The following is a 26,952-nucleotide window of genomic DNA, read 5'->3' on the forward strand; positions in this document are numbered from 1 at the left end:
TGGCCGCGCGCTGGGGGGGGGGGGGCCGCCGTTAGCCCCGGGGGGGGGGGCGCCGGGGCTGGGCGCCCCCCCCCCCTCCACTCCCCCCATTTTCCCCGTTCCCCCCGTTCCCCCCGCTTCTGAAGCCGGTTACAGCTTCAGGTCCCATTGCGAGCCGTCGTACTCGAAGCTCGGCGTGACCTCGACGGTCAGGTTCTTCGCGTCCGCCGGGGCGTCGAAGCCGTAGACGACCGTGGCCTTCTTGCCGGGCAGGACCGTGCCCTCGAAGCCCATGGCGACCTTGTCGTCGATGATCTGCTCCGCCTTGGCGCCGTCCTTGCCCGAGCGGGCGTTCGTGGTCAGCAGGGCCGTGTCGAACTTCTCCTTGGAGTCGTTCGTGACGGTGACCGTGACCTTGTAGGCGTGATTGCCGTTCTTGTGGCCCGCCGCGTACTCGCTCGGGCTGAACGCGACCGCGTTGGAGACGGAGACCGTCAGGTCGTCGTCGTAGACCACGGCGTCACCCGCGGCGAGCGTCTCGCCCGCGGCCGGCTTCTCCCCGCCCTTGCCGTCCTTGTCCTTCGCGCCGCCGGACGACTTCGTGTCCTTGGCCTTCGTGTCGGACACCGACTTGTTGATCTCGTCGATCGTGTCGTCCACCGCCTTGAACGTCGTGTACGCCCCGAAGACCGCGAGGCCCATGGCCGCGAGGCCGAGGATCGTGCCGGCCAGGGCGATGCCCTTGTTCGTGGCCTCGCCGCGCTTGGCCCTGCCGCGCCCCGTCAGGCCCAGGACGAGGGCGATCACGCCGAGGATCCCCGCGAGCCAGAACAGCAGCGGGATCAGGCCCGAAAGGGCGCCGATGACGCCGAGGATCAGAGCCGCCGTCCCCAGCCCGTTGCGCGCGACCTGCTGCGGCGGCTGCTGCTGGAACGGCGGGTATTGGGGGTGCTGCTGGGGCGGCTGGGTCTGGGACATAGCTGTTCCTCCGAGATGAGAGAAGCCAACCTCCCCCCGGCTTTCCGTGTATCCGGCGGTTGGCTGAGGCAATAACAGCACTAGCTGTGAACCGAGTCAACCCGGTTCACAAAACTCGGAGCGCTCACGGCTGTGAATGCGGGTCTTACGCGGGAGTCTGTATGGTCGGTGGCACAGGCACGTCAGGACGCCCCGGCGGGACAGGCGTCCGGAGAGGAGTCGGCCCGGTGCAGGACAACGCGACAGAGGTGACGGCCGCGGGGATCGCCCGGCTCGCCGGGGTGGGGCGCGCCGCCGTCAGCAACTGGCGCCGCAGACACGCGGACTTCCCCAGGCCGGTCGGCGGCACCGAGACCAGCCCCTCCTTCGCGCTCGCCGAGGTCGAGGAGTGGCTGCGCGACCAGGGCAAGCTCGCCGAGGTCCCGTTGCGCGAGCGCGTGTGGCAGCAGCTCGCGGGCCACCCGGCGGGCCCGGTCACCGCGCTCCTGCACACGGGCTGCGCCCTGTTGCTCGTGCACGACCGGCCCACGGAATGGCTCGCGCTGGCCGGCGCGGCCGACCGGGACCGGGACCTGGCGCAGCGTCTGTCCGCCGCCCTCGAAGGCGCCCTCACCCCGCGCTTCGGCCACGCCACACAGCGGGCCGTCGCCACGCCGTCGCCCACCGACCTGCTGCCGTCGGTGCCACTGCTGCGCGGCGCCGCCGAACTCGCGGCGGAGCTGGGCGCCCGCGGCACCTTCGCGTTCCTGCTCGGCCGGCACCTCGACGCCAACCCGCGCCAGTACACGCTCACTCCGCCGGGCCCCGCCGAACTGATGGCCGCCCTCGCCGGCCCCGCCACCACCGCCCTCGACCCGGCCTGCGGCACCGGCGCCCTCCTCGACGCCGTGCGCGCCCACGCCCCACGTCCCGGCCGCACCCTGTACGGCCAGGACGCCTCCGCCGAACTCGCGGCGCTCACCGCCCTCCGCATCGCCCTCGACGGCAACGGCGGGACGGACGCCCCGGCCGTGCGCACCGCCGCCGCCGACACCCTGCGCGCCGACGCCCTGAGCGACGTACGGGCCGACGTGGTGCTCGCCCACCCGCCGTTCAACGAGCGCGGCTGGGGGCACGACGAACTGGCCTACGACCCGCGCTGGGAGTACGGGCTCCCCGCCCGCACCGAGTCCGAACTGGCCTGGGTGCAGCACGCGTTGGCGCGCCTGAAGGACGGCGGCAGCGCCGTGCTCCTGATGCCGCCCACCGTCGCCTCGCGCCGCTCGGGCCGCCGGATCCGCGCCGACCTGCTGCGCCGCGGCGCCCTGCGCGCGGTGATCGCCCTGCCCGCCGGGGCCGTCCCGCCCAACAACATCCCGCTGCACCTGTGGGTGCTGCGCCGCCCCGGCACGGGCACCCCCACCGCCCCCGAACTGCTGCTCGTCGACACGGCCTCGCTCGCCGAGTCCGGCGACGTACGGGAGCAGCAGGTGTGGGACGAGGTGCGCAGCACCGTGCTCGACGCCTGGCGCGCCTTCGACCGGGACGGCTCCCTGGAGGAGCAGCCGGGTCTCGCCCGTTCCGTGCCCGTCATCGACCTGCTCGACGACGAGGTCGACCTCGCGCCCGCCCGCCGCCTGCCCCCGCCGGTCACGGGCGGCGGAGCCGCGGAACTGACCGCCGTGCGCGAGGAGCTCGCCGACACGCTGCGGCTGACCACGAAACTCGCCCCGCGGACCGTGCCGGGCACCACGCCCCCGGCCCGCTGGCCACTGACGACGGTCGGCGAACTCGCGCGCGCGGGCGCCCTGTCGCTGCGCACCGCGTCGCCGGGCGGCGGACCGGGAGGGCACGCGCGCGTACCCGTGCTCACCGACCACGACGTGCTGACGAGCACCGCGCCCTCCGGGGGTGCGCACGCCGCGGAGGACGACCCGGTGATCCTCGAAGTGGGGGATGTCGTCGTGCCGGTGGTCGGCGGCGCCGCGGCCGTGCGCGTCGTCGACGAGGCGGACGCGGGCGCCGCGCTCGGCCGGGGCCTGGCCCTGCTGCGGCCCGAACCGGCCGCGCTCGACCCCTGGTTCCTCGCCGGTTTCCTGCGCTCCACCGCCAACAACCGCCAGGCCTCCAGTTACGCCTCCACCGCCACCCGCCTCGACGTCCGCCGCCTCCAGCTCCCGCGCCTCCCCCTGACCGAACAGGCGGGCTACGGCGAACGCTTCAAATCCCTCGCGGCTTTCGAGGACACCCTCCGCCGCGCGGCCCGCCTCGGCGAACAACTGGTCCAGGGCCTTCACGACGGCCTGACAGCGGGCACCCTCCCACCGGACGACCAATGAGCCCCCGCCGGTGCCGCGCACCGGAGGCAACCGTTCCGCCGAACCGGGTGTGAGCGGAGCGACATCCGTTCCGTACAACCCCGGGCCCGTTGTCCGAGTCCGCCTATACGCTCGAAGGAACCGGCATCACCTTGCCGTGCGTGTTCCGACTCGGACGACTGACCAGGAGCTGCCATGTACGGGCCCGGCGCGGGACCGCCCCGCCGCGAGAGCGACGGCGCGGCCATCACCCTGAGGGTGCTGTTCCCTGCGCTGTCCGTGCTCACATGCGGCCTGCTCTCCTGCGCCCCGCTGTTCCGGATCGCGGCACTGCGCCGCAGGCCCGTCGACTGGATCCTGGCGGTCGTCTCGCTCCCGGTCAGCATCACGCTGTTCGGCATCATCGGCTCGCTGCCGGAGGAGGACACGCGTACGGACGTCGCCCTCGCCCTGCTGCTGCTCCTCGCGCTCGGCAGCGCGGTGTACTTCCTCGTCTACGACATACGCAGGCTGTCCCCCGCGCACCCGCCGGGCCCCTACGCGCCGCCGGCACAGCCCGGCCCGTCCGCCTACGGACACCCGCAGCCGCGGCAGCCCTGGCCCACCCCGCCCCCGCAGCAGCACGCGATGCCCACACAGCACTCCATGAACACGGTCACGCCCACGCCCGGACCCGCGCCCACACCCGCCCCGGCCCAGCCGCCCGCCCCGCCGCAGAACCAGGCCCCGCCGCCGCACCGCATCGACCAGGTCCGCGCCGAGCTGGACGAGCTGAGCGACTACCTGCGCAAGCAGGACGGCGGCCAGTGACCGGGCAGCCCAAGGCCGGCGGCGGCCGCGTCGTCGCCGGGCGCTACGAACTCTCCACGCTCATCGGCCAGGGCGGCATGGGCCAGGTCTGGACGGCGTACGACCAGCGCCTCGACCGCCGCGTCGCCGTGAAGCTCGTGCGCCCCGACCGCGTCGCCGGCGCCGAGGCCGACGAGCTGCGCCGCCGCTTCCTGCGCGAATGCCGGGTCACGGCACAGGTCGACCACCCCGGCCTGGTCACCGTGCACGACGCGGGCGCCGAGGGCGACGAGCTCTACCTCGTCATGCAGTACATCGACGGCGCCGACCTCGCCGACCACCTCGCCGAACACAGCCCCTTCCCGTGGCCGTGGGCGGTCGCCGTCGCGGCCCAACTGTGCGCCGTGCTCTCCGCGGTGCACGCCGTGCCGATCGTGCACCGCGACCTCAAGCCGCGGAACGTGATGGTCAAGCAGGACGGCACACTCACCGTCCTCGACCTCGGCGTCGCCTCCGTCCTCGACACCGACACCACCCGCCTCACCCACACCGGCTCGCCCATCGGCACCCCCGCCTACATGGCGCCCGAACAGGCGATGGGCGGCGCCGTCGGCCCGCACACCGACCTGTACGCGCTCGGCGTGCTGCTGCACGAACTGCTCAGCGGCGACGTCCCGTTCGCGGGCACCACCGCCCTCGGCATCCTCCACCGCCACCTCTACGAGGCCCCCGTCCCCGTCCGCCAACTGCGCCCCGAAGTGCCGCAGGCCCTGGAGCACCTCGTGCTGCGGCTGCTCGCCAAGGACCCGCAGGACCGCCCGGCCTCCGCCCAGCAGACGTACGAGGAACTGCTCCCGCTGCTGCCCGCGCGCGGCGTCCCCACCGTCCCGCCCGTCTCCCACCACCGCCCTTCTGGGGAATCGCTTCGCGATGCACCCTCTGTTTTCGACCCCACCCGCCCCTACCTGCGCCCGCACGCCCCCTGGCCCGACCGCGCCGTCACCCCGGCGCCGCAGCCCGCCGGCTCCGACCTCCAGGGCGACCGCCCCGACGTGGCACGGGCCGTCGACGAGGTGAAGGTCCTGCTCGGCGAGGGCCGCATCACGCAGGCCGTCGACATCCTCGGCGCGATCCTGCCCGCCGCGGCCGCCCAGCACGGCGAGCACTCACCCGTCGTCCGCACCCTGCGCAAGCAGTACGCGGCCACCCTCATGGACGACGGCCAGTACCGGCGCGCCCTGCCCGAACTGCGCAGGCTCGCCGACGAGCGGGCGGCGGAAGCAGGACACGCCGACCCGCAGTCCCTCCAGTTCCGCTACGAGTCCGCCCAGTGCCTCGAAGCCCTCGGTGAACCCGCCGCGGCGCTCGCCGAGTACCGCTCCCTCCTCCCGTACTACGAGAACCAGTACGCGACGACGGACCTCAGGCTCGCCCTCGAAGTGCGCCGCCGCATCGGCCAGTTGCTGCTCTCCGTCGGCGACCGGGGCGCGGCCCACGCGACGCTCACCCGGCTGCTGCACGACGCCGAACGGCTGCACGGACCCGGCCACCCGTTCCCGGCGGAGGTGCGCCGCACGCTCCAGTGGCTGGGCCAGGTCAGAGGCTGATCCGCGGCAGCTTCCCCTACCTCCGGTACCTCAACTCGTAGCGAATCGTTGTCGAAAAGGTGGCCGGGCAAGCGGTCACTGCCTAACATCGATCATCGCCGGACTTTGTGCACCGAAGCACAAACTGCTCGCAGGGAGGCCCACCTTGCACCGCCGCAACAGCCGCCGCACCGCGCTCGTCCTGTCCGCCGCCGCCATCGCCGCCGTCCCCGCCCTGACCGCCTGCGGCAACGAAGCGCACCCCGGTGCCGCGGCCGTCGTCGGCGGCCAGCGGATCACCGTCTCGCAGCTGGAGAGCCGGGTGAACGAGGTGCGGGACGCGCAGCAGACCGCCACCAAGGACACCGCGCAGTACGAACAGGCCATCGCCAAGACCGGTGGCCTCACCCGCAACACGCTGCACACGATGGTCCTCGACCGGGTCCTGCACCGCGCCGCCACCGACGCGGGCATCTCCGTCACCCGCAAGGAGATGCAGAGCATGCGGTCCGGCCTCGAACAACAGGCGGGCGGCGCCAAGGCGTTGGAGGTCGCCTGGCTGCAGCAGTACAACATCCCGCCGAAGCGGCTCACGGAGAGCCTGCGCACCGAGATCGAGGCGCAGAAGCTGTCGACCGCGCTCGGCGCGGACATGCAGACCCCCCAGGGCAAGGCCGTCTTCTGGAAGGCGCTCTCCAGCGCCTCCAAGGAACTGAACGTCGACCTCAACCCCCGCTACGGCACGTGGGACGTCACCAAGAACAGCCGGGTCGACGCCAAGACCCCCTGGCTGCGGCAGATCACCAAGGAAGCCCCGGCCGAGCAGCAGACGACGTAGGGCGGGGGAGGCGGGGTTGTCAGTGGCTTGGGTTACGTTCGAGGGGTGAACGAACCCGAGGCGCACGACCCCCACGCCCCCGCCGACGCCAGGGACGACGCCGGCCGCGTCGTCCTGCTCACCACCAGCCACCGGGTCGCCCCCGGGCTCCTGTCCTGGCAGGCGTGGCAGACGCTCCGCACGGCCGACGAGGTGTTGTGCGCCGACTCCGCGCACCCGCAGCTGCCGTACGTGAAGGACGCGGGCGTCCAGGTCACGATCGCCTCGCCCACCGCCCGCGAGCTCGTCGACCGCTGCGCCGACGGCGGGCGCACGCTCGTCGTCCTCGCCACCGCCGAGGGCGACCGGCAGCTCACGGACGGCCTGGCGCGCCTCGCCGGCTCCGGCCGCGAGCAGATGCCGAACCTGGAGCTGCTCCCCGGCTCGTACGACCTGCCGGGCGCCCGCCTCCTCGACCTCGTGCAGGTCATGGACCGCATCCGCCGCGAATGCCCCTGGTCGAAGCAGCGCACCCACGAGGACCTCGCCAAGTACGCGATCGAGGAGGCGTACGAGCTGGTCGAGGCCATCGAGACGGACGACCGCGACGAACTGCGCGAGGAGCTCGGCGACGTACTCCTCCAGGTCGTCTTCCACGCGCGCATCGCCGAGGAGGCCTCCGGCGAGGACGAGCCGTTCTCCATCGACGACGTGGCGGGCGGCATCGTCGACAAGCTCATCCACCGCCACCCGCACGTCTTCGGTGACGAGAGCGCCACGACCCCGGAGGAGGTCCGGGAGATCTGGCTCCGCAAGAAGGGCGAGTCCAAGCGCCGCGCCTCGGTCACGGACGGCGTCCCCCTCGGCCAGCCGGGCCTCGCCCTCGCCGCCAAGCTCGGCTCCCGGGTGCGCACGGCGGACCTGGACGTCCCGGTCCCCTCGGGCGAGGGCGTCGGCTACGAGCTCCTGGCCCTCGCCCTGCGCGCCGAGGCGGAGGGCACCGACCCGGAGGCGGCCCTGAGAGCCGCGGCCCGCGCCTACCGGGACGCGGTACGGGCGACCGAGGGCCTCACCGGCGAGTAGCGCCCGTTACGGTCAGGAGGTGACCGAGAGCCCCACCCCCACCAGCGCCCCCGAACTCTTCAGCTGGGAGTTCGCCGGCGACCCGTACCCCGCCTACGCCTGGCTGCGCGAGCACGCACCCGTGCACCGCACCACGCTGCCGAGCGGCATCGAGGCCTGGCTGGTCACCCGGTACGCGGACGCCCGCCAGGCGCTCGCGGACCAACGGCTCAGCAAGAACGCGGACCACCACGACGAGCCGAGCCACGCCAAGGGCAAGACGGGCATCCCCGGCGAACGCAAGGCCGAGCTGACGACCCACCTCCTCAACATCGACCCGCCGGACCACACCCGGCTGCGCCGCCTCGTCTCGAAGGCCTTCACCCCGCGCCGCGTCGCCGAATTCGCGCCGCGCGTCCAGCAGTTGACGGACGACCTCATCGCCGCCTTCGAGGCGAAGGGCGAGGCCGACCTCATCCACGACTTCGCCTTCCCCCTCCCCATCTACGCCATCTGCGACCTCCTTGGCGTCCCGCGCGAGGACCAGGAGGACTTCCGCGAGTGGGCGGGCATGATGATCCGCCACGGCGGCGGCCCGCGCGGCGGGGTGGGCCGGGCGGTGAAGCGGATCCGCGCGTACCTGGTGGAGCTCATCCACCGCAAGCGCGGCGACCCGGGCGACGACCTCATCTCCGGTCTGATCAGCGCCTCCGACCACGGCGAACACCTCACGGAGAACGAGGCCGCGGCGATGGCCTTCATCCTGCTCTTCGCCGGTTTCGAAACCACGGTCAACTTGATCGGCAACGGCACGTACGCGCTGCTCACGCACCCCGAGCAGCGCGAGCGGCTGCAAGAGTCGATCGCGGCGGGGGAGACGGGTCTGCTGGAGACCGGGATCGAGGAACTGCTGCGCTTCGACGGGCCGGTGGAGATGGCCACCTGGCGGTTCGCGAGGGAGCCGCTGACCATCGGCGGCCAGGAGATCGGCGCGGGCGACCCGGTCCTCGTCGTGCTCGCCGCCGCCGACCGCGACCCCGCGCGTTTCACCGAACCCGACACCCTCGACCTCTCCCGCCGGGACAACCAGCACCTCGGCTACGGACACGGCATCCACTACTGCCTCGGCGCCCCGCTCGCCCGCCTGGAGGGACAGGCCGCCCTCGGCACGCTCCTGACGCGCCTCCCGGACCTGCGACTTGCGGTGGAACCGACCGATTTGCGGTGGCGTGGCGGGCTCATCATGCGCGGACTGCGCACGCTCCCGGTGGAGTTCACCCCGCGTCAGAATCCGACCGGAACTGACGGGCCGTCAACAATGTGACTTTCACGTGATCTACGCTGCATCGACTTGTGACAGGCGTTCGAGTGCAGCTACGTTCACGGATCATCGCGACACATGCACAACCCGCACCACTCGCACCACCCGTCGCGCGTAGCAGCATCAGTCTCGCGAAAGGCAAACGCATGCTCTCCGGGAACGGTCGTCACCGTCGCCCCCGTCAGGCCCCTGCTCTCGTCGTCGCCGCCGGAGTCACCGGCAGCGCCATCGCGATCCCGCTGTTCGCCGCGAGTGGCGCGAGCGCCGCGACCGCGCAGGCGTGGGACAAGCTCGCCGAGTGCGAGAGCGGCGGCCAGTGGAGCCTGGACGCCGGTAACGGCTACTACGGCGGTCTCCAGTTCACGCAGGAGAGATGGGAGGAGTACGGGGGGCTCGACTACGCCCCGCGTGCCGACCAGGCCAGTCGCTCGCAGCAGATAGCCGTCGCCGAGCAGGTTCTCGACGACAAGGGGCCGAGCGCCTGGCCGATGTGCTCGCTCACCTCCGACCTCACCAAGGACGACGGCTCGGCGGATGTCGACCCGGGCGTGTCCGCGTCGCCGTCGGCGCAGCCCTCCGGGTCGTCCGACACCGACGCCGACGACACGTCGGACGAGAAGACCGAGGACGCCACCGCGTCGGCGGACCCGTCCGATTCCACCGGCTCGGCCGATTCCACCGAATCGGCCGATTCGGGAGACAAGGGTCACGACGCGGCCGAGGGCTCCGAGGCCTCGGAGGACCCGTCGGCGGACGAGTCGGCCGATACCTCCGGTAACCAGGACGAGGACTCCTCGACCCCGTCAAGTGACAAGTCCCACGCGCCTTCTGACGACGCCCCCGCCGAGACGGCCTCGCCGTCCGCCCCGCCCACCGGCGAGGCCTCGGACGGTGCCACGTCCGGCCGCCACCGCGGCGACCGCGCCGACGACGACGGTGCCGGCTCCCGTGCGGGAGAGGGACGGCATGCCTCCCGCGACGACAAGCGCGCCGGCGACACGTACGAGGTGCACGCCGGCGACAGTCTCTGGGGCATCGCGAAGGCCCAGGACGTGCAGGGCGGATGGGACGCGCTCTACGAGCGGAACAAGGAGACGGTCGGTACCGACCCAGACCTCATCCTTCCTGGTCAGAGCCTGGATCTTGGGGACGGATCGGACAAAAGGCAGTGAGGGTTCAGGTTGGTTGAGGGGGCTTTGTCCGGTGTCGTTCGAGTGAGACATGGGTCTCAAAGCCCCTGATCGACTTTGAAATCGGGCGGATCGACCGCTTACGTTCGTGACCGCTCGCTTCAGCGGGCCCCGACGGATGTCACGCCGAATCCTGCCAACGTCCGTACGGGAACAGTCGTCGCGTAAGCGCCGTAGGCAGGAGCGGGGGACCCAGGTAAGTGCCCTTCCGGGAGACCGGACGGGCTTGGGGTTAAGCAGCGCACAAGGATGCGACTGCCGGGCACTCACTGGCCCGAACCCGACAGCTCACCTCGCAGGCGTCGGTGAGGAGACATCTCCATGCTGTTTTCCGGCAAGAACAAGCACCGCCGCCCGTCCAAGGCCGTCCGCGTCGCCACGCTCGGCGGCGTCGCCGCTGCCGCCGTCGCCGTGCCGCTGATGGGTGCGACCTCCGCCTCCGCCGCCACCACGTCCGAGTGGGACCAGGTCGCGCAGTGCGAGTCCGGTGGCAACTGGTCCATCAACACGGGCAACGGCTTCTACGGCGGCCTGCAGTTCTCCGCCTCCACCTGGTCCGCCTACGGCGGCGACCAGTACGCCTCCACCGCCGACCAGGCCTCCAAGGCCCAGCAGATAGCCGTCGGCGAGAAGGTTCTCGCCTCCCAGGGCGCGGGCGCCTGGCCGAACTGCGGCTCGGGCCTGTCCTCCACCCCGAACGAGGGTGGCGCCGAGGACTCCTCCGCGCAGCAGCAGGAGACCCAGCAGCAGGACACGCAGCAGCGTGCCGACCGCTCCGAGCAGCGTCAGCAGCCGCAGCAGGAGGCCCCGAAGCAGGAGGCCCCCAAGCAGGAGGCTCCGAAGCAGGACACCGTCACCACCCCGACCGGCAAGCAGGTCGAGAAGGGCGACGGCGAGTACAAGGTCGAGTCCGGCGACACCCTCAGCAAGATCGCCGAGGCGCACGGCACGACCTGGCAGCAGCTGTTCGAGAAGAACAAGGACATCGTCAAGGACGCCAACCTGATCTACCCGGGTCAGCAGCTGCACCTCAGCTAAGACGTCCGGTCCGCACAGGACCACCGGTCCGCACAGGACCACCCGTCCGCACAGGACCCAAGGCCCTCCCAGGCCATCAGGCACGGACTCGGCATCGGCGGACGCCGAGTCCCGCCGCACCCCGTCCCCACGGGCCGCTCAACTTCGGCGACCTCCGTCCCGCTCAGCCGGGACGGAGGTCGCTGTTTTTGTTCCGTTAAGGAACATTTCGCTGTCGGCGTTGTCCACGAGACGGGCGTTCGGATGGCCGATGCCCGCGAGCCGGTTACGCTCAGGGGTGCGGGACCACGTACCAAGCAGCCGCCCGCATAGCCTGCGTCACATCCAAGAAGGAGATGCTCGTGCCGTCCATCGACGTCGTCGTAGCCCGGGAAATCCTGGACTCCCGAGGCAACCCCACGGTCGAGGTCGAGGTCGGCCTCGACGACGGGAGCACCGGCCGCGCGGCCGTCCCGTCGGGCGCCTCCACCGGTGCCTTCGAGGCCATCGAACTCCGTGACGGTGACCCCAACCGTTACCTCGGCAAGGGTGTCGAGAAGGCCGTCCTCGCCGTCATCGAGCAGATCGGCCCGGAGCTCGTCGGTTACGACGCCACCGAGCAGCGCCTGATCGACCAGGCGATGTTCGACCTGGACGCGACCGACAACAAGGGCTCGCTCGGCGCCAACGCCATCCTCGGCGTCTCGCTCGCCGTCGCCCACGCCGCCTCCGAGGCCAGCGACCTTCCGCTGTTCCGCTACCTCGGCGGTCCGAACGCGCACCTGCTCCCGGTGCCGATGATGAACATCCTGAACGGTGGGTCGCACGCCGACTCCAACGTCGACATCCAGGAGTTCATGATCGCCCCGATCGGCGCGGAGTCCTTCTCCGAGGCCCTGCGCTGGGGCGCCGAGGTCTACCACACGCTGAAGAAGGTCCTGAAGAGCAAGGGCCTGGCCACCGGCCTGGGCGACGAGGGCGGCTTCGCCCCGAACCTGGGCTCGAACCGCGAGGCCCTCGACCTGATCCTCGAGGCCATCAAGGAAGCCGGTTACGTCCCCGGCCAGCAGATCGCCCTCGCCCTCGACGTCGCCGCCTCCGAGTTCTACAAGGACGGCAAGTACCAGTTCGAGGGCAAGGAGCGCTCCGCCGCCGAGATGACGGAGTACTACGAGGAGCTCGTCTCCGCGTACCCGCTCGTCTCCATCGAGGACCCGCTGTACGAGGACGACTGGGCCGGCTGGAACGTCATCACCGAGAAGCTGGGCGACAAGGTCCAGCTCGTCGGCGACGACCTCTTCGTCACCAACCCGGAGCGCCTCGCCCGCGGCATCGAGGAGAACTCGGCGAACGCCCTGCTCGTGAAGGTGAACCAGATCGGTTCGCTGACCGAGACCCTGGACGCCGTCGAGCTCGCCCAGCGCAACGGCTTCAAGTGCATGATGTCGCACCGTTCCGGTGAGACCGAGGACGTCACGATCGCCGACCTCGCCGTCGCCACGAACTGCGGCCAGATCAAGACCGGCGCCCCGGCCCGCTCCGAGCGCGTCGCCAAGTACAACCAGCTCCTGCGCATCGAGGAGATCCTGGACGACGCGGCGGTCTACGCCGGTCGCTCGGCGTTCCCGCGCTTCAAGGGCTGAGCCTCACTGAGGCAGCAGTTCCGTACGTCCCCGCACTCGGTCCCGTACCGTGTGCGGGGACGTACGTACGTGAGCGGGGAGGCGGGAGCAGGCGATGCCCGGAAAGGTCCGAGACAGGGACTCCAGAGATCGCTTCTCGACGGCCACCCGCCTGCGTGTGCTGGGCGAGCAGACCGCCGAGCGCGTCTACCGCTCGCAGAACAAGCGGCAGGCCCGCCGCTCCCGGCTCACGGGCCGTGCGGCGCTGCTGGCCCTGGTCCTGTGCACCCTCGTGGTCGCGCTCGCGTACCCGATAAGGCAGTACGTGTCGCAGCGCGGCGAGATCGAGGACCTGCGGCGCCAGCAGCAGGAGGCCAAGGAGCGCGTCGACAAGCTGCGCGACCAGAAGGCCCGCTGGCAGGACGACGCGTTCGCCGAGCAGCGCATCCGTGAGCGCCTGCACATGGTGATGCCGGGCGAGACCGGCTACGTGGTGCCGAGCGAGCGCACCGCCGCCGAGCGCGCCGAGCAGGGCGCGGAGGACCGCCCCTGGTACTCCAACGTCTGGGACGGCGTCGACAAGGCCGACCAGGCCGACAACTGACGAACACTGAAGGAAACACCCGAGCGATGGAAACTCCCCCGCCGCAGACCGAGCCCACCGCGCCCACGGACGCCGACATCCAGGCGTTCAAGGAGCAGCTGGGGCGCCCGCCGCGCGGCCTGCGCGCCATCGCGCACCGCTGCCCCTGCGGCAACCCGGACGTGGTCGAGACGGCCCCGCGTCTGGAGGACGGCACCCCGTTCCCGACGACGTACTACCTCACGTGCCCGCGTGCGGCGTCGGCGATCGGCACGCTCGAGGCCAACGGCGTGATGAAGGAGATGACGGAGCGGCTCCAGACGGACCCGGAGCTGGCCCGCCAGTACCGTGCGGCCCACGAGGACTACATCGCGCGCCGCGACGCCATCGAGGTCCTGGAGGGCTTCCCGAGCGCCGGCGGCATGCCCGACCGTGTGAAGTGCCTGCACGTCCTGGTCGGGCACTCGCTGGCCGCGGGCCCCGGCGTGAACCCGCTGGGCGACGAGGCGATCGCGATGCTCCCGGAGTGGTGGCGCAAGGGCGCCTGCGTCACGTCCGAGCCCACGGACTGACCTCCTTTCCCCCACCCCGCCCCTTCCCGAAAGTCCTCAATCGCCGGACGGGCTCGAAGTACTAGTCCCGCCGGACGGGCTCGGGGTCCGGTCCTGCTGGACGGGCTCGGGGTCCGGTCCTGCTGGACGGGTTCGGGGTCCGGTCCTGCCGGGCGGGTTCGGGGTCCGGTCCTGCTGGACGGGCTCGCAGTTCAGTCCCGCCGGACGGGCTCGGAGTTCAGTTCTGCCGGGCGGGTTCGGGGTCCGGTCCTGCCGGGCGGGTTCGGGGTCCGGTCCTGCTGGACGGGTTCGGGGTCCGGTCCTGCTGGACGGGCTCGCAGTTCAGTCCCGCCGGACGGGCTCGGAGCTCAGTCCTTCCGGACGGGCTCGGAGTTCAGTCCCGCCGGACGGGCCGCCTCAATCGTCGGCGGGGCTTGAAAGATCGAGCCCCGCTCTTGGGCGAGAGGCCGTGGGGGTCCGGGGGCGGAGCCCCCGGGGACGGGACGGGAAGGGGCGGCGGGGGCGAATCCATGTATCACCATCACCACGACGACGATCACAGGAGACCACCGCCATGACCAGGGTCGCCGCCATCGACTGCGGTACCAACAGCATCCGGCTGCTCGTCGCGGACGCGAATCCGGAGACCGGTGAACTCGTCGACCTCGACCGTCGGATGACGATCGTCCGGCTCGGCCAGGGCGTCGACAAGACGGGCCGGCTCGCGCCGGAGGCGCTGGAGCGGACGTTCGCGGCGTGCCGCGAGTACGCCGAGGTCATCAAGGAGCACGGCGCCGAAAAGCTCCGCTTCGTGGCGACGTCGGCGTCCCGCGACGCCGAGAACCGCGAGGACTTCGTGCGCGGCGTCCTCAACATCCTGGGCGTCGAGCCCGAGGTCATCACCGGTGACCAGGAGGCGACGTTCTCCTTCACGGGTGCGACGAAGGAACTCACCGGCCGCGCCGACCTGGACAAGCCGTACCTCGTCGTCGACATCGGCGGCGGCTCCACCGAGTTCGTCGTCGGCGACGACTCCGTGCGCGCCGCGCGCTCCGTGGACATCGGCTGCGTACGGATGACGGAGCGCCACCTCGTCGCCGAGGACGGCACGGTCTCCGACCCGCCGACCCCGGCGCAGGTCGAGGCGATCCGCCAGGACATCGCCGAGGCCCTCGACCTGGTCAACCAGACGGTGCCGCTGACCGAGGCCCGCACGCTGGTGGGCCTCGCGGGCTCGGTCGCGACCGTGTCCGCGCTGGCGCTCGGCCTGAGCGAGTACGACTCGACGGCGATCCACCACTCCCGGATCTCCTTCGACAAGGTCGCCGAGCTGACCGACTGGCTGCTGGAGTCCACGCACGACCAGCGCGCCCTGAAGCCGGTCATCCACCCCGGCCGGGTCGATGTCATCGCCTCTGGCGCGCTCGTGCTGCGCCTCATCATGGAGTGGACCGGAGCGCGCGAGGTGGTCGTGAGCGAGCACGACATCCTCGACGGGATCGCCTGGTCCGTCGCCTGATTTCCAGGGCGATTCGCGTCTCTCCTGAGCGCCCCGCACAGCGTCTGAGCGCCGTGCGGGGCGCTTCTGGCACCCCGCCACGACACGCTGTCGGGAAAGTTCGTGAACTTCTTCACAAGGAAATCGGCCCACTTGGTGGCTGTTACGCACTCCCGGGCCCGTTCGGGGGCTCGCGGGGGCGCAAGCGCGGGTCGCACGTGAGGTTGCCGCAGTGTTGCGAGCCGGTTGCGGACCGAAGTGGTCCAGTACCGCCAAATGCCCACTGTGGCTGCTCAAGAGGGGTGAGCAACGTCTGGGGCGGTGCCGTGGTTCCCCCGGAGTGTCATGACATGGGTCACGTGGGCGGCGCAGTGTAGCAGAGCCCCCCTACAAGCTTGTGAAGGGGCGCACGAGCACCCCCCGCCAGACGGGTGGATACTCGATGGCATGAGCACCACGGAGCGTCCCAGGATCCTCATTGTCGGGGGTGGGTACGTAGGCCTGTACGCGGCGCGGCGCATTCTCAAGAAGATGCGCTACGGCGAAGCGACCGTCACGGTCGTGGACCCGCGCTCGTACATGACGTACCAGCCCTTCCTCCCCGAGACCGCCGCCGGCAGCATCTCGCCGCGCAACGTCGTCGTCCCCATGCGACGCGCTGTGCCGGGCGCCGAGATTCTCACCGGCCGCGTCACCTCCATCGACCAGGACCGCAAGGTCGCCTCCGTCGCGCCGATCGTCGGCGAGGCGTACGAGGTTCCCTTCGACTACCTGGTGATCGCGCTCGGCGCGGTCTCCCGCACCTTCCCGACGCCGGGCCTCGCCGAGGCCGGTATCGGTATGAAGGGTGTCGAGGAGGCCGTCGGCCTGCGCAACCACGTTCTCGAGCAGCTCGACAAGGCCGAGTCGACCACGGACGAGGAGATCCGCCGCAAGGCGCTCACCTTCGTCTTCGTCGGCGGTGGCTTCGCGGGCGCCGAGACCATCGGTGAGGTCGAGGACCTGGCGCGCGACGCGGCCAAGTTCTACAAGAACGTGAAGCGCGAGGACATGCGCTTCGTGCTCGTCGACGCCGCCGACAAGGTGCTGCCCGAGGTCGGTCCCGACCTGGGCCTGTACGGCAAGAAGCACCTGGAGTCCCGCGGTATCGAGGTCTACCTCGGCACCACGATGCCGTCCTGCGTCGACGGCCACGTCGTCCTCAGCAACGGCCTCGAGGTCGACTCCAACACCATCGTGTGGACCGCGGGCGTCAAGCCGAACCCGGCGCTCTCCCGCTTCGGTCTGCCGCTCGGCCCGCGTGGCCACGTGGACACCCAGGCCACCCTCCAGGTCGCCGGCAGCGACTACATCTGGGCCGCGGGCGACAACGCCCAGGTTCCGGACCTCGTCGGTCGCGCCAACGGCAACCCGAACGCCTGGTGCCCGCCGAACGCCCAGCACGCGATGCGCCAGGCCAAGGTCCTCGGCGACAACGTGGTCTCGGGCATGCGGGGCTTCCCGCAGGGCGAGTACAAGCACGCCAACAAGGGTGCGGTGGCCGGTCTCGGCCTCCACAAGGGCGTCGCGATGATCGTCATGGGCAAGATGAAGATCAAGCTCAAGGGTCGTCTCGCCTGGTACATGCACCGTGGCTACCACGGGCTCGCCATGCCGACGTACAACCGCAAGATCCGTGTGATCGCCGAGTGGACGATCAACATGTTCCAGAAGCGCGACATCACCGCGCTCGGCGCCCTGGAGACTCCGCGCGAGGAGTTCTACGAGGCCGCCAAGCCGGCTCCGAAGCCCGCGGCCGAGGCGCCGAAGGCGGAGGAGAAGAAGGACAGCAAGGTCGAGGAGAAGGCCAAGGCCTCCTGACCTGCGGTTAGCTCAGCCCGAAGGGGTCGTCCGCCATCCGTGGTGCGGGCGGCCCCTTCGGCGTTCCCGCACCGGTATACGTGGTGGCTACAAGTATTTTGCCGTTCCGTGACTCGGTAACGGGACTGCGCAGGCGCCCTGTCGGTGTTTACGTGGTGTTGAACCGTTCCGGGATTTCCGAGAATCGTCTCGTCACGGAGGTGTCCGCCATGCAGAACGCCGCACAGCGGCTGAAGGATCTCGCCGAGAAGTTGTTCGGCGTCGAACTCCCGGTGCGCCTGCGCGCCTGGGACGGCTCGGAGGCGGGCCCTCCGGACGCCCCCGTGCTCATCGTCCGCAACCGTCGCGCGCTGCGCCGACTGATCTGGAAGCCGGGAGAGTTGGGCCTCGCCAGGGCCTGGGTGGCGGGCGACCTGGACGTGGAGGGCGACCTGTACGCGGCCCTCGACCGGATGGCCGGCCTCATCTGGGAGCGGGACCCCGACGAGGACGCCGAGGGCTCCAGGAGCCTCGTGCAGGCCCTCAAGGACCCCGAGGTGCGCGCCGCGGCCAAGGAGCTGGTGAAGCTCGCCGGCACCCCGCTGCCGCCCGCCCCGCCGCCCGAGGAGATGCGCAGGGGTGGCCGTCTCCACCTGCACACCAAGGGCAGCGACAAGCAGGCCATCAGCCACCACTACGACGTGGGCAACGACTTCTACGAGCTGGTCCTCGGCCCGTCCATGGTCTACTCCTGCGCCTACTGGGAGTCGCCCGAGTCCGGTCTCGAAGCGGCCCAGCGCGACAAGCTGGAGCTGATCTCCCGCAAGCTGGCGCTGAAGCCCGGCATGCGGCTGCTCGACGTGGGCTGCGGCTGGGGCTCCATGGCGATCCACGCCGCGCGCGAGCACGGGGTGAGCGTCGTGGGTGTCACGCTCTCCCAGGAGCAGGCCGCGTACGCCAGGAAGCGGGTCGCCGACGAGGGTCTGACCGACCGCGTCGAGATCCGCGTCCAGGACTACCGCGACGTGCGCGACGGCCCGTACGACGCGATCTCGTCCATCGGCATGGCCGAGCACGTGGGCGCCGAGCGGTACCTGGAGTACGCGTCCGACGTGTACGCCCTCCTCAAGCCCGGCGGCCGGCTCCTCAACCACCAGATCGCGCGGCGGCCGCAGCGGGACGAGTCGGCGTACGAGGTCGACGAGTTCATCGACGCGTACGTCTTCCCGGACGGGGAGCTCGCGCCGGTCGGCTCCACCGCGGGCCTTCTCGAGCGGGCCGGGTTCGAGGTGCGGGACGTCGAGGCGATCCGCGAGCACTACGCGCTCACGCTGCGCCAGTGGGTCAGGAACCTGGAGGCCCGCTGGGCCGAGGCCCTGAGGCTGGTGAGCCCCGGCAGGGCCCGGGTCTGGCGGCTCTACATGGCGGCCTCGGCGCTCAGCTTCGAACGCAACCGCATCGGGGTCAACCAGATCCTCGCGGTGCGGACACCGGAGAGCGGGGCGTCCGGGGTCCCGCTGCGGGCGCGCACCTGGAACATCGTCAGCTAGGGCCTGTCGTTCCCGTACGCGCGTCGGGGGGGCGAAGCCCCAGGGGGGGGGCCCCCCGGGAGGATAAAACCCAACCCGAAGACGGCCAGTTGGGGTGGTGCCAGGTGTGGGGGGGGCCCCCGGGGGGCGGGCCCCCCACTTCCCCCGGACGTCCTCAGACCGGGCGGACGCCGCTCAGCGCGCCGTGCGGGTCGAGGACGTACTTACGGCTCGCGCCCTGGTCGAACTCCGCGTAGCCGCGCGGCGCGTCCTCGATGCCGATCACGGTCGCGTTGACGGCCTTCGCGATGTGCACGCGCTCGTGCAGGATCGCCATCATCAGGCCCCGGTGGTACTGCATCACCGGGCACTGCCCCGTCGTGAACTGGTGACTCTTCGCCCAGCCGAGACCGAGCCGCACCTTCAGCGTCCCGGTGCGCGCGTCCTGGTCGACGCCGCCCGGATCGTCGGTGACGTAGAGGCCGGGGATGCCGAGCGCGCCACCGGCCGCCGTGAGCCCCATGAGCGAGTTGAGGACCGTGGCCGGCGCCTCGGGCGCGTCCGGGCCGTGCGCGCGGGCCTCGAAGCCGACCGCGTCCACCGCCGCGTCCACCTCGGGAACCCCGAGTATCTCGGCGACCTGCTCCTCCACGGTGCCGCGCGTGAGGTCGACCGTCTCGCAGCCGAAGCTCCGTGCCTGCGCGAGCCGTTCGGCGTTCATGTCGCCGACGATCACGACGGCCGCGCCCAGCAGATGCGCCGACGCCGCCGCCGCGAGCCCGACGGGCCCGGCCCCGGCCACGTACACTGTCGAACCGACCTTCGTGCCCGCCGTCACCGCACCGTGGAAGCCGGTCGGGAAGATGTCGGAGAGCATCGTCAGGTCGAGGAGCTTCTCGCGCGCCTGGTCGGCGTCGGGGAAGCGCAGCGCGTTGAAGTCCGCGTAGGGGATCATCGCGTACTCGGCCTGGCCGCCGACCCAGCCGCCCATGTCGACATAGCCGTAAGCCGCCCCGGGTCGTGCCGGGTTGACGTTCAGGCAGATGCCGGTCTTGCGCTCCTTGCAGTTGCGGCAGCGCCCGCACGCGATGTTGAACGGCACGGAGACGATGTCACCGACGTCCAGGAACTCGACGTCCGGGCCCTTCTCCACGATCTCGCCGGTGATCTCGTGGCCCAGGACGAGGCCCTCGGGCGCCGTGGTGCGGCCGCGCACCATGTGCTGGTCGCTGCCGCAGATGTTGGTGGCGAGCACCTTGAGGATCACGCCGTGCCGACAGGTCCTGCCCACGTTCTGCGAGGCCACTCCGGGCCCGTCCTTCAGTTCGAGCGTCGGGTGCTCGATGGTCCTGACCTCCACCGTGCCCGGCTTGAGATATGCGACTGCCCTGTTTCCGCTCATGCCTGATCGCCGTCCCTTCGGCTCCGTGACTCGTCTACGGCGGATGCTCCGGCTGTGCGCACGGCGGAGTCTGCTACCGAAACGGCGTTCTGAGGAGCCTTCCGGCCGGAGTTGTTGAAGCCTCGACGAGCCGTCCAGTCGGCGGGGCCCGTACGGCACAGGCCGTCCAGTGAGAGGAGAGGCACAGGTCATCTACGGTGACTGGTCATGACCACGAACGACCGACCCGCAAGCTCCCCGGGCTCCTTCGCCGTCCGCGTCCCGGACGTGGACCTCGAACCCGAGCCGCTCGACCCCGCCCAGATCGTCTCCGGCGCCCCCGAGGTGACCGGCAAGGTGCTGTGGGAGTCGGCCGACGGCAAGCAGCTGCGCGGCATCTGGCAGATCACGCCCGGCGTGGTCACCGACACCGAGGCGAACGAGCTGTTCGTGGTCGTCAGTGGCCGCGCCACCGTCGCGGTCGAGGGCGGTGAGACCTTGGAGCTCGGCCCCGGCACGGCCGCCGTGCTGCGCGAGGGCGACCGCACCACGTGGACCGTGCACGAGACGCTGCGCAAGGCGTACCACATCACCCTGGGCTGACCGCGTGCGAACTGCCGCTCCCGCTACGGGCTTTGGGTGCGCCGCGTGAACAGCGCCAGCGCCCCGAGCGGGAGCAGCAGGCAGGCCGCCGCCAGGTTCAGCCAGGCGTAGCTCGCCGTCGCCACCACGATTCCCGCCGCCGCGCCGCCGATTCCCGCCGACAGGCTTGTCGTGAGGTCGGACAGGCCCTGCGCCGCGGCCCGCGCGGCCTGCGGCACGGAGTCGGTGAGCAGCGCGGAGCCCGCGACGAGCCCGGCCGACCAGCCGAGGCCCAGCAGGAACAGCGCCGCCGCGCTCTGCCCGTGGCTGCCGCCGGCGGTTCCGGCGAGCAGCGCCGCACACGCCAGCAGCCCCACCGCGAGCCCGATCACCGTGAGCCGCCCGAACCGGTCCGCGAGCCACCCCATCACCGGCGAGAACGCGTACATTCCCGCGATGTGCCCACTGATGACGAGCCCGATCAACTCGATGCCCGCCCCGTGGTGTTCGAGGTCGACCGGGGTCATCGACATGACGGACACCATCGCGGTGTGCGCCACAGCCACCGTCACCAGCGCGAGCCGGGCCCGCGGGGACGCCGACACGGCCGCAAGCCCCGCCCGTACGGAACGCGCGGCGGGCGACTGGTCCTCGGCCGGCGCCAGCGCCCGGGCGGTCAGCAGCGGGTCGGGGCGCAGCCGTATGTGCACCACGAACGCCGCTATCAGGAACACCCCGGCCGCCCAGACGAAGGGCCCCGCCTCCGCGGGTATGCCGAACCCGGACACGCTGCGGCCCGCGGGCGCCGCGATGTTCGGCCCGAGGACCGCGCCGATCGTCGTGGCCCACACGACCGTCGAGATGGCGCGGGCCCGGTGGTCGGCCTCGGCGAGGTCGGCGGCCGCGTACCGGGCCTGGAGGTTCGCGGAGGAGGCCGCCCCGAACCCCATGAGCCCGATGAGCAGCAGCGGGAAACTCCCGATCACCGCGGCGACGACGGTCACCACGGCGCCCAGCGTGCCGATCAGATAGGCCAGCACGAGCCCGGCCCGTCGCCCGCGCGCGTTCATCAGCGCCGCCAGCGGCACCGAGAGCACTGCCGTGCCCGCGACGCTCGCCGTGGACGCGAGCCCGGAGAGCGCCTCGTTGCCGCTGACCTTCTTGGCGAGCACGGCGGCAAGAGCGATCCCGGTGGCGGTGCCGAGCCCGCCGAGTATCTGCGAGGCCACGAGCACCCGCTGCGTGCGCCGCTGCAGCGCCTCGGTGTCGGGACCCGGCTCGCTGCCCGTACGTCCGAGGTCCTCGCGCGGGTCGACATCCTCCGCGCGCCCGGTGCCGTCGGCACGGTCGACGCGCTTCGCGCGCACGCCTTCCGCGGGCTCGTCCGTTCGTCGTTCGAGGCGACCCTCGTCCGCGCTCAACGCACACCCCCGCCCGGAGCAACCCCGCGGACACCGCTCGTCCGCCCCGCCCCAGGACCGTCTCAGAACAACGGCTCGGGCAACACCCCTTCCAGCGCGAGCAACTTCCGCTTCGTCTCGAGGCCGCCCCCGAAGCCGCCGATCCCGCCGTCGCGCTCCACGACCCGGTGGCACGGCACCACGACCGGCAGCGGATTCGACCCCATCGCCAGGCCCACGGCCTGCGCGGCGCCCGGCTGTCCGACCCGGTGGGCCAGATCCCCGTACCCGACGACCGCCCCGAACGGGACACCGGCGAACAGCTCGCGCAGCACCTCCCGGTTGAACCCGGTGATCAGCGACCAGTCGAGCGGCACGTCGAACTCGCGGCGCCGCCCGGCGAAGTACTCCGCGAGCTGCCGTATCACCTCGGCGAGCAGCGGTGAGTCAGGTGCCTCGACGGGCTCGGCCCCCAGCCGGGAGCCGAGCCGGTCGAGAGCCTTGTCCCGCACCGCGTCGGTGGCGTGGAAGACCACGTTCACCACACCGGCGTCCGTCGCGGCGAGCAGCAGCGGGCCGATGTCGCTGCGCACGACGGCCCACACTGCCTGCCGCGGCGCGGCGGGAGCGGTCTCGCTCGATCCAGTGGCGTTCATGCCGACCACGGTACGGCCGGGCACTGACAACGCCCGGCGGGTCAGCCTCCGATGGCCGCGCGCACCACGTCAGGGGCGTTGCTGATGATCCCGTCGACGCCGAAGCCGGCCACCTTCTGCGCCGTCTGCGCGTCGTTGACGGTCCAGGTGTAGGTCTCGAGCTGCTTGCCGTGCGGGCCCTTGAGCGCGTGCACGGCCTTGACGTAGTCCGCGGACGTCGTCGTGTGCGACGGATTGATCTGGTCGGCGAACTTGGCGTACTTGGGCAGCTCGGACACGGCGGGTGTGCCGAGGAAGCCGGTCTTGATGTCGGGGCGCCGGTCGTGCACGGTCCGTACGCTGTCGGCGTTGAAGCTCTGGATGATCAGCCGGTGCTTGACGTCCCAGGAGTCCAGCCAGCCGTCCCTGCGCAGCTGGCGCAGGATCTGGTCCTCGATGCCCGGGTACAGCTCGGGCGCCTTGATCTCCATGAGCAGCTTCTGACCGTTTCGGTCGACGCGCCGCAGGTACTCGTGGAGCGTCGGGATCCGGGTGCCCGCGTACTCGGCGCCCTTCCAGCTGCCGGCGTCCAGCCTGGCGAGCTCACTCGAGGTGAAGTCCGCCACGTTCCACGGGGAGCGGTTCGGATAGAGCTGCTCGACGTTGGTGGTGCGGGCCAGCGTGGTGTCGTGAAGCACGACCAGGACACCGTCCCTGGTGCGCTGCACGTCGTTCTCGACCCAGCTGATTCCCAGGGCGCTCGCCCTGTCGACGGCCGGGAGGGTGTTCTCGGGTGCGTACGCGGAGGCACCGCGGTGGGCGACGACCACGGTTCTGTCGTTTGCGGGGGCGGCTTGTGCGGCGGTGGGCAGGACCAGGACACCGATGACGACGGAGCCCGCCACTGAGGTCAGAGCGGCTGCTGCGCGTGCGTGCACGTGTGCTCCTCATACGTCGTGGGATCACGGACTGTACGAGATTGACAGCTGAGAGCGAACGAAAAGTAGGCGCAGGATGGTCACGAGTTGAATGGAGTCACTCAACTGCGGTCGACCCCCGTGTCGTGCCTCGGGGTTCTTTGCCGGAAAATCGTTCGGACGTTCCCGTGTGCGCTTTAATCTCTGCCTCACCCGCGGCCGCCTCGGCCGCCGCGCGCGAAGGGACGAGCTGCACATCTCACGGAAAACCAGTCGGAAGGGCTGTCACGCATGCAGGGTTCGGTCGACGGCTTCAGTTACGGGCTCGTCACCCCCGTGGTGGCGTATCTCATGGCCTGCCTCGGAGGCGCCCTGGGACTGCGCTGCACCACCAGATCCCTGCTCGTCGCCAACACCTGGCGGGTGGGTTGGCTCGCCCTGGGCTCGGCGGCGATCGGCTCCGGGATCTGGACCATGCACTTCATCGCGATGATGGGCTTCAGCGTGAAGGGCATGGCGATCCGCTACGACCCGCTGACGACGTTCGCGAGCCTCGGTGTGGCCGTCCTCATGGTCGGCATTGGCGTCTTCATCGTCGGCTACAAGGGTGCGACCGGCCCCGCCCTGTTCACCGGAGGCACCATCACGGGCCTCGGGGTGGCATCGATGCACTACCTCGGAATGGCCGGAATGCGCCTTCACGGGACAATCAGTTACAACACGTTCACCGTGGTCGCCTCCGTGATCATCGCCATGGCCGCGGCGACCGCCGCCCTGTGGGCCGCCGTCCAGGTACGGGGCATCATGTGGAGCCTCGTCGCGAGCCTGATCATGGGGCTCGCCGTCTCGGGGATGCACTACATGGCGATGGCGGGCGTCAGCGTCCACGCGCACGCCGACGCCGGCGGCGCCCTCGGAGGGGACTCGGCCGCCGCCATCCTCGGACCCATGCTGATCGGCCCGCTGAGCTTCCTCCTGCTGGCCGGGGCGGTCGTCGTATTCGACCCGATGCTGGTCACGGGCCGCCCCGACTGCCGCGACAGCCGAGCGGCCGAGGCCCGGCTCGGCACCCCCGCCCCGGCCGTCACGCGGCTGCGCCGCCCCCTGGGTCGCACCTCGCGCACGCCGCAGGACCGGTGACCCGGAGCCCGCCCCGGAACCCCTGAAGGCCGGGCCCGACAGTGGTTCGGGCCCGGTTGTCAGTGGTGGGTCGTACGGTTGATTCCATGCGGCCCGTATCCAAGATCGAACGCACGGTGGCGCCCTTCGAGGTCGTCAGCCCGTACCAGCCCAGCGGTGACCAGCCCGCGGCCATCGCCGAGCTGGAGAAGCGCGTCTCCGGGGGCGAGAAGGACGTCGTCCTGCTCGGCGCGACCGGCACCGGCAAGTCCGCCACCACCGCGTGGATGATCGAAAAGCTCCAGCGCCCCACGCTCGTGATGGCGCCGAACAAGACGCTGGCCGCCCAGCTGGCCAACGAGTTCCGCGAGCTGCTGCCGAACAACGCGGTCGAGTACTTCGTCTCGTACTACGACTACTACCAACCCGAGGCGTACGTTCCGCAGTCGGACACGTACATCGAGAAGGACTCCTCGATCAACGAGGAGGTGGAGCGCCTGCGCCACTCCGCGACGAACTCGCTGCTGACCCGCAGGGACGTCGTCGTGGTCGCCTCCGTCTCCTGCATCTACGGCCTGGGCACCCCGCAGGAGTACGTGGACCGCATGGTCCCCCTGAAGGTCGGGGACGAGATCGACCGGGACGACCTGCTGCGCCGCTTCGTGGACATCCAGTACACGCGCAACGACGTGGCGTTCCAGCGCGGCACCTTCCGGGTGCGCGGCGACACCATCGAGATCTTCCCCGTCTACGAAGAGCTCGCGGTCCGCATCGAGATGTTCGGCGACGAGATCGAGTCGCTGTCCACGCTGCACCCACTCACCGGCGAGGTCATCAGCGACGACGACTCGCTGTACATCTTCCCGGCGACCCACTACGTGGCGGGCCCCGAGCGCCTGGAGCGCGCGGCGAACGACATCGAGAAGGAGCTGGAGGAGCGTCTCGCCGAGCTGGAGAAGCAGGGCAAGATGCTCGAGGCCCAGCGCCTTCGCATGCGGACCACGTACGACCTGGAGATGCTCCGCCAGATCGGCTCCTGCTCCGGCGTCGAGAACTACTCGATGCACTTCGACGGCCGCGAGCCCGGCTCCCCGCCGAACACGCTGCTCGACTACTTCCCGGACGACTTCCTGCTCGTGATCGACGAGTCGCACGTCACCGTGCCGCAGATCGGCGCCATGTACGAGGGCGACGCCTCCCGCAAGCGCACCCTCGTGGACCACGGCTTCCGCCTGCCCTCCGCGCTCGACAACCGCCCGCTGAAGTGGGAGGAGTTCCAGGAGCGCATCGGCCAGACCGTCTATCTGTCGGCGACCCCCGGCAACTACGAGCTCTCGCGCGCGGACGGTCACGTCGAGCAGATCATCCGCCCCACCGGGCTCGTCGACCCCGAGGTCGTCGTGAAGCCCACCGAGGGCCAGATCGACGACCTGGTGCACGAGATCCGTACGCGCACGGAGAAGGACGAGCGCGTCCTGGTCACCACGCTCACGAAGAAGATGGCCGAGGACCTCACCGACTACTTCATCGAGCTCGGCATCCAGGTCCGCTATCTGCACAGCGACGTCGACACCCTGCGCCGCGTCGAGCTGCTGCGCGAGCTGCGCGCGGGCGAGTTCGACGTCCTGGTCGGCATCAACCTGCTGCGTGAGGGCCTCGACCTGCCCGAGGTCTCCCTGGTGGCGATCCTCGACGCCGACAAGGAGGGCTTCCTGCGCTCCGGCACCTCGCTGATCCAGACGATCGGCCGTGCGGCGCGAAACGTCTCGGGCCAGGTCCACATGTACGCGGACAAGATCACCCCGGCGATGGAGAAGGCCATCGACGAGACCAACCGCCGCCGCGAGAAGCAGGTCGCGTACAACGAGGCGAACGGGATCGACCCCCAGCCCCTCCGGAAGAAGATCAACGACATCGTGGCGTCCATCGCGCGCGAGGACGTCGACACGGAGGCGCTGCTCGGCACCGGATACCGCAAGGGCGGCAAGGACGGAAAGGGTGCCAAGGCCCCCGTGCCCTCGGCCGGGAAGGCGGAGAAGGCACCGGCCAAGAAGAAGCGCGGCAAGGCGGAGGAGACGGTTCCCACCGACCGTCCCGCGGCCGAGCTGTCCGGGCAGATCGAGGAGATGACCGAGCGGATGCGGGCGGCCGCCGCCGACCTGCAGTTCGAGGTCGCGGCACGGCTGCGCGACGAGGTGTCGGAGATGAAGAAGGAACTGCGGCAGATGAAGGAGGCAGGCATCGCCTGACCTGCCACGAC

22 protein-coding genes and 1 riboswitch are annotated in these 26,952 nt (G+C 71.0%); of the genes, 17 read left to right on the forward strand and 5 right to left on the reverse strand.

Annotation, left to right across the window (positions count from 1 at the left end; genetic code table 11):
- Positions 1-129: 129 nt before the first annotated feature.
- A complete protein-coding gene (locus ACFV9W_RS36220) occupies positions 130-957 on the reverse strand; it encodes a DUF4190 domain-containing protein (RefSeq protein WP_385769788.1) in 828 nt (275 codons plus the stop codon).
- A gap of 227 nt (positions 958-1,184) precedes the next feature.
- Between ACFV9W_RS36220 and ACFV9W_RS36225 the strand changes: the two genes are divergently transcribed.
- The 14 genes from ACFV9W_RS36225 to ACFV9W_RS36290 all read left to right on the forward strand — a co-directional run bounded on the left by ACFV9W_RS36225 (position 1,185) and on the right by ACFV9W_RS36290 (position 18,679).
- Entirely contained in the window at positions 1,185-3,275 is a 2,091-nt protein-coding gene (locus ACFV9W_RS36225; protein ID WP_385769790.1) for an N-6 DNA methylase, read from the forward strand.
- Between the two features lie 174 nt (positions 3,276-3,449).
- Positions 3,450-4,064: a hypothetical protein gene (locus ACFV9W_RS36230; protein WP_385769792.1), complete on the forward strand. Its 615-nt coding sequence runs from the start codon at positions 3,450-3,452 to the stop codon at positions 4,062-4,064.
- Positions 4,061-5,650 carry a protein kinase gene (locus ACFV9W_RS36235; RefSeq protein WP_385769794.1) on the forward strand — a complete coding sequence of 530 codons (1,590 nt, stop codon included), beginning with the start codon at positions 4,061-4,063 and terminating at the stop codon, positions 5,648-5,650. Before ACFV9W_RS36230 ends, ACFV9W_RS36235 begins: the two co-directional genes overlap by 4 nt.
- A gap of 145 nt (positions 5,651-5,795) precedes the next feature.
- Positions 5,796-6,467: a SurA N-terminal domain-containing protein gene (locus ACFV9W_RS36240; RefSeq protein ID WP_385769796.1), complete on the forward strand. Its 672-nt coding sequence runs from the start codon at positions 5,796-5,798 to the stop codon at positions 6,465-6,467.
- Positions 6,468-6,512: 45 nt separating this feature from the next.
- On the forward strand, positions 6,513-7,529 hold the full coding sequence (locus tag ACFV9W_RS36245; protein WP_385769798.1) for a nucleoside triphosphate pyrophosphohydrolase: 1,017 nt from the start codon (positions 6,513-6,515) through the stop codon (positions 7,527-7,529).
- A 19-nt stretch (positions 7,530-7,548) separates the two neighbouring features.
- The gene (locus ACFV9W_RS36250; protein ID WP_385769800.1) at positions 7,549-8,832 is read left to right on the forward strand and encodes a cytochrome P450; all 1,284 of its coding nucleotides are present in this window, start codon (positions 7,549-7,551) and stop codon (positions 8,830-8,832) included.
- A 143-nt stretch (positions 8,833-8,975) separates the two neighbouring features.
- On the forward strand, positions 8,976-10,001 hold the full coding sequence (locus tag ACFV9W_RS36255; RefSeq protein WP_385769802.1) for a transglycosylase family protein: 1,026 nt from the start codon (positions 8,976-8,978) through the stop codon (positions 9,999-10,001).
- A 132-nt stretch (positions 10,002-10,133) separates the two neighbouring features.
- Positions 10,134-10,336: riboswitch (cyclic di-AMP (ydaO/yuaA leader) on the forward strand.
- A 4-nt stretch (positions 10,337-10,340) separates the two neighbouring features.
- The gene (locus ACFV9W_RS36260; protein WP_385769804.1) at positions 10,341-11,057 is read left to right on the forward strand and encodes a transglycosylase family protein; all 717 of its coding nucleotides are present in this window, start codon (positions 10,341-10,343) and stop codon (positions 11,055-11,057) included.
- 341 nt (positions 11,058-11,398) lie between these two features.
- Positions 11,399-12,679 (forward strand): phosphopyruvate hydratase, encoded by a 1,281-nt coding sequence (gene eno, locus ACFV9W_RS36265; RefSeq protein ID WP_385769806.1) that lies wholly within the window; start codon positions 11,399-11,401, stop codon positions 12,677-12,679.
- A 94-nt stretch (positions 12,680-12,773) separates the two neighbouring features.
- On the forward strand, positions 12,774-13,262 hold the full coding sequence (locus tag ACFV9W_RS36270; RefSeq protein ID WP_385769808.1) for a septum formation initiator family protein: 489 nt from the start codon (positions 12,774-12,776) through the stop codon (positions 13,260-13,262).
- Positions 13,263-13,288: 26 nt separating this feature from the next.
- Entirely contained in the window at positions 13,289-13,813 is a 525-nt protein-coding gene (locus ACFV9W_RS36275; RefSeq protein WP_385769810.1) for a DUF501 domain-containing protein, read from the forward strand.
- 553 nt (positions 13,814-14,366) lie between these two features.
- Positions 14,367-15,311 carry an exopolyphosphatase gene (locus ACFV9W_RS36280; RefSeq protein WP_385769812.1) on the forward strand — a complete coding sequence of 315 codons (945 nt, stop codon included), beginning with the start codon at positions 14,367-14,369 and terminating at the stop codon, positions 15,309-15,311.
- A gap of 426 nt (positions 15,312-15,737) precedes the next feature.
- Entirely contained in the window at positions 15,738-17,150 is a 1,413-nt protein-coding gene (locus ACFV9W_RS36285; RefSeq protein WP_385769814.1) for an NAD(P)/FAD-dependent oxidoreductase, read from the forward strand.
- Between the two features lie 209 nt (positions 17,151-17,359).
- Positions 17,360-18,679 (forward strand): class I SAM-dependent methyltransferase, encoded by a 1,320-nt coding sequence (locus ACFV9W_RS36290; RefSeq protein WP_385769816.1) that lies wholly within the window; start codon positions 17,360-17,362, stop codon positions 18,677-18,679.
- A gap of 154 nt (positions 18,680-18,833) precedes the next feature.
- On the opposite strand, the gene fdhA is transcribed toward ACFV9W_RS36290, so the two are convergent.
- Entirely contained in the window at positions 18,834-20,060 is a 1,227-nt protein-coding gene (fdhA, locus tag ACFV9W_RS36295) for a formaldehyde dehydrogenase, glutathione-independent (RefSeq protein WP_385769818.1), read from the reverse strand.
- Positions 20,061-20,267: 207 nt separating this feature from the next.
- Here fdhA and ACFV9W_RS36300 point away from each other — a divergent pair, with 207 nt between their 5' ends.
- Entirely contained in the window at positions 20,268-20,642 is a 375-nt protein-coding gene (locus tag ACFV9W_RS36300) for a cupin domain-containing protein (RefSeq protein WP_385769820.1), read from the forward strand.
- A gap of 23 nt (positions 20,643-20,665) precedes the next feature.
- Here ACFV9W_RS36300 and ACFV9W_RS36305 read toward each other — a convergent pair whose 3' ends face one another.
- The 3 genes from ACFV9W_RS36305 to ACFV9W_RS36315 form a co-directional block, all read right to left on the reverse strand.
- Entirely contained in the window at positions 20,666-21,877 is a 1,212-nt protein-coding gene (locus tag ACFV9W_RS36305; protein ID WP_385769857.1) for an MFS transporter, read from the reverse strand.
- 227 nt (positions 21,878-22,104) lie between these two features.
- Positions 22,105-22,677, reverse strand: coding sequence for a methylated-DNA--[protein]-cysteine S-methyltransferase (locus tag ACFV9W_RS36310; protein WP_385769822.1), 573 nt, complete (start codon positions 22,675-22,677; stop codon positions 22,105-22,107).
- Between the two features lie 41 nt (positions 22,678-22,718).
- Complete coding sequence (locus ACFV9W_RS36315; protein WP_385769823.1) at positions 22,719-23,594, reverse strand: glycerophosphodiester phosphodiesterase; 876 nt, start codon at positions 23,592-23,594, stop codon at positions 22,719-22,721.
- A gap of 270 nt (positions 23,595-23,864) precedes the next feature.
- Between ACFV9W_RS36315 and ACFV9W_RS36320 the strand changes: the two genes are divergently transcribed.
- Together ACFV9W_RS36320 and uvrB are read left to right on the forward strand one after the other, a co-directional pair.
- Positions 23,865-24,713, forward strand: coding sequence for an MHYT domain-containing protein (locus tag ACFV9W_RS36320; RefSeq protein ID WP_385769825.1), 849 nt, complete (start codon positions 23,865-23,867; stop codon positions 24,711-24,713).
- Positions 24,714-24,799: 86 nt separating this feature from the next.
- On the forward strand, positions 24,800-26,941 hold the full coding sequence (gene uvrB / locus ACFV9W_RS36325) for an excinuclease ABC subunit UvrB (protein WP_385769827.1): 2,142 nt from the start codon (positions 24,800-24,802) through the stop codon (positions 26,939-26,941).
- Positions 26,942-26,952 lie beyond the last annotated feature (11 nt).

Origin of the sequence: Streptomyces sp. NPDC059897, assembly GCF_042730865.1 — a bacterium.
GTDB lineage: Bacteria > Actinomycetota > Actinomycetes > Streptomycetales > Streptomycetaceae > Streptomyces.

Bases quoted from the DNA above. Each gene is read 5' to 3' on its own strand.
- ACFV9W_RS36220 (WP_385769788.1), bottom strand. From the start codon at position 957: ATGTCCCAGACCCAGCCGCCCCAGCAGCACCCCCAATACCCGCCGTTC.
- ACFV9W_RS36230 (WP_385769792.1), top strand. From the start codon at position 3,450: ATGTACGGGCCCGGCGCGGGACCGCCCCGCCGCGAGAGCGACGGCGCG.
- ACFV9W_RS36255 (WP_385769802.1), top strand. From the start codon at position 8,976: ATGCTCTCCGGGAACGGTCGTCACCGTCGCCCCCGTCAGGCCCCTGCT.
- ACFV9W_RS36260 (WP_385769804.1), top strand. From the start codon at position 10,341: ATGCTGTTTTCCGGCAAGAACAAGCACCGCCGCCCGTCCAAGGCCGTC.
- ACFV9W_RS36270 (WP_385769808.1), top strand. From the start codon at position 12,774: ATGCCCGGAAAGGTCCGAGACAGGGACTCCAGAGATCGCTTCTCGACG.
- ACFV9W_RS36275 (WP_385769810.1), top strand. From the start codon at position 13,289: ATGGAAACTCCCCCGCCGCAGACCGAGCCCACCGCGCCCACGGACGCC.
- ACFV9W_RS36280 (WP_385769812.1), top strand. From the start codon at position 14,367: ATGACCAGGGTCGCCGCCATCGACTGCGGTACCAACAGCATCCGGCTG.
- ACFV9W_RS36285 (WP_385769814.1), top strand. From the start codon at position 15,738: ATGAGCACCACGGAGCGTCCCAGGATCCTCATTGTCGGGGGTGGGTAC.
- ACFV9W_RS36290 (WP_385769816.1), top strand. From the start codon at position 17,360: ATGCAGAACGCCGCACAGCGGCTGAAGGATCTCGCCGAGAAGTTGTTC.
- fdhA (WP_385769818.1), bottom strand. From the start codon at position 20,060: ATGAGCGGAAACAGGGCAGTCGCATATCTCAAGCCGGGCACGGTGGAG.
- ACFV9W_RS36300 (WP_385769820.1), top strand. From the start codon at position 20,268: ATGACCACGAACGACCGACCCGCAAGCTCCCCGGGCTCCTTCGCCGTC.
- ACFV9W_RS36310 (WP_385769822.1), bottom strand. From the start codon at position 22,677: ATGAACGCCACTGGATCGAGCGAGACCGCTCCCGCCGCGCCGCGGCAG.
- ACFV9W_RS36320 (WP_385769825.1), top strand. From the start codon at position 23,865: ATGCAGGGTTCGGTCGACGGCTTCAGTTACGGGCTCGTCACCCCCGTG.
- uvrB (WP_385769827.1), top strand. From the start codon at position 24,800: ATGCGGCCCGTATCCAAGATCGAACGCACGGTGGCGCCCTTCGAGGTC.